At 45.8% G+C, this 2,503-nt stretch carries 3 protein-coding genes; all 3 read right to left on the reverse strand.

Features of this window, described 5'->3' with window-relative positions; all coding sequences use genetic code 11:
- The coding region (locus tag NFR55_RS10355; protein ID WP_251548816.1) for a hypothetical protein at window positions 1–197 on the reverse strand (197 nt) is incomplete at its 3' end.
- Window positions 198–208: 11 nt separating this feature from the next.
- Window positions 209–970 carry a zonular occludens toxin domain-containing protein gene (locus tag NFR55_RS10360; protein WP_251548818.1) on the reverse strand — a complete coding sequence of 254 codons (762 nt, stop codon included), beginning with the start codon at window positions 968–970 and terminating at the stop codon, window positions 209–211.
- Window positions 971–1,020: 50 nt separating this feature from the next.
- Window positions 1,021–2,373: a hypothetical protein gene (locus NFR55_RS10365; RefSeq protein ID WP_251548821.1), complete on the reverse strand. Its 1,353-nt coding sequence runs from the start codon at window positions 2,371–2,373 to the stop codon at window positions 1,021–1,023.
- Window positions 2,374–2,503 lie beyond the last annotated feature (130 nt).

Raw genomic sequence — 2,503 nt, forward strand, 5'->3', positions numbered from 1 at the left:
GCGAGCTTGAGCTTTACTATTGCGTTCGCCGCGGCGGCTACGGGCGACTGCGCGGCTTTAAGCTGTTTGTCGTTTATGGTGTCGTTATCCCGCATTTCGCCGTGCTTTTCCAAATGCCTGGCGTGCGGTTCTACAGCTTTCACAAGCTCGTCGGGCTTAAGACTTTGCAACTTTTCTTCGCTTTCGTTTTCGTCCATGCTTTTTTACCTCACTTTTTTTCGTAATACGTATCGGGTACGGAATATTCGTGTTCGTCGTTAAAGTCCATTATTTCGTCGCGTGTGTAGCCGGTGGGCACTGCATGACGAAGATTAAACGTGCTGTCTTCGTTACCATTGAGGAACGCAGGAAAGAATGAAAAACTGTCGTAATGCTTAAAAATATTCCCGTCGTATTCGAAGACGGCTTTGTCGCCGCGTTTCTCTTTGTGCTGTCCGCTCTCTATATAGTCTATTGCCGACGGCGTGTTATCGAAGCTCGAGCACGTCCATTGCGAAGAAAGTATACGTTTGCCGCTTTGCTCATGATCAAGCTTCTCCACGTAAAGAACTTCGGCGGCGAGTTCGCGAACGTTTAAGTCAATGAGTTTGGGGCGTTGCACCGTGCACGTTATATTCAGTCGATAGTGCCCGTGAAGCTCGTAGAACCGGGAGACAAAATCCGCTATGCCTTTTTTGTTGCGGCTGTTAAAATACTTTTGAGCCTCGTCGAGATTGATTTGAGCATTGGGCGGCAGAAACATAGTAGGGTGATTTTCATTAAAAAGTCCGAGATTAAAACCGTTGACCTCGTAATTCGTTATTCTGCCTTTCGCGCCTGCGGTAATCGTGTAGTCCGCAAACACAAGGTGGTCTTCGGGCGGAACGTAATTAAATCCGCCGGCATTGAGCGGCGCAAGTAGTTTGCGGCACTTTATTAAATCCGCATGCGCCTGCCGTCCTTTCATGTGACCGAGCGCCAACAAAGTCATAAGCGCGGTTTTGCCAACTCGGGGTATGCCGCATATTATTCGTATCACTGTTATTTACCCCATACGAGTGTAAGTATTTTAACGCCTATAATAACACCCAACAGGATAACGAAAATAAGTAACACTAAGTTCCAATGCTCGCATATAAAATTCCAAAGCCGCGCAAAAAAATCTTCGCAACCGCCTACAACTTTATTATCCGGGTTATTATCTCCGCTTTGCTTATTATCTAAAACGCCGAGATTATATACCGTACCGCTTGTTTCAAACATAAGCCGCAGTATTGTTACGTCGCTTACTTCGGTGAACTCTTTAACGTAACTGCCTACTACCGGGCCCATAGAAGTAGAAGGCGTATACCTTTTATACTCCGACTCATAAAACCGAAAAACCCACTGCGCGTCTTGTATAGCGTCTTTCGTTTCTTTAGTAAGTTTGCTTTCCTCGCTTTGCATAAACGATGAAATGCTTTCAATTCGTTTCCATTTGTATGTGTGTCCGAATATACCTATAGAATTTGTTTCGGCTTCGTCTATATCGTTCAAAGATACCTCTTTTGGAACAGGATTGTCGTAGTCCGTTCTTACGTCGTTATAGCTTTTCGCATGCCGTGTAACAAACGTTAAATCCGCTTCCATTAGGCGGTCTATATCATGGTCGGTAGAAAATGCAACGTAATGACCGTCTACCGAAGCTCCGCCACCGAAAATATATCCGTCGGGATAACGAAGAAAACCGACGTGTTTGTCTACTATTTTTACAAGTTCTATTGCCGAACCGTCTAACTCGTATGTAACGTTACCGTTAAGAGTGCACGCCGTCCAACGTTGCGCCACCTCATAAACAACTTCGCTTATGGTGTTATCGTCTTCGTTGCCGTCGTCTAAGTCTTTATCCCATTTACGGTGAATGGCGGCAATATCGTAATACCGCACTACGTCGGATTTTACCGTTAATTCATTCACCACATACTTTTGGAGCGTTCCCGCTTGACTTACGAGCGTTACGGAATAATCCTGCCATTTTGCATTATCGTTTATTGCCGTGCTTAAGCGTACGGTAGTTGCCGTTAGCGGCTTACTGTTGCCGCTCGGCTGATACACGTACAGCAACAAATGCTTTGCGCTATCCTCGGCTATTTGTATTACCTGTAGCGAATAGTCGGCGGCGTTCTCCGGGTATTTGTCTATGTTAAAGTTTTCGTCGGATTGCAAATCTTCGAGAACGCCTGTATAACCCTCGTTGGTCTTTGTAGTGCTTGCTTTTAATACAGGCGTTTCGTAAGACAGTTTGTCCGCAACGTTACAGCCGTTCATTGAGCAACTACGGTATACGAATATTCCGCCTACCACAATGCCGGCAATGAGCGCACACGACACTATGAGCTTGAATATCTTAAGCATGACGTTATTTCCTCTTAACGGCTACCGTTATGGAAATAGCGGCGGTAAGAGCCAACGCGCCTATAACGCCGACTATAACCCACGTAAACCATTTGTTGCGCCCGACAAAGTCGCCGTATTTTTCCCAGCC

This window comes from Pumilibacter intestinalis (assembly GCF_943193005.1).
Taxonomy (GTDB): domain Bacteria; phylum Bacillota; class Clostridia; order Christensenellales; family Pumilibacteraceae; genus Pumilibacter; species Pumilibacter intestinalis.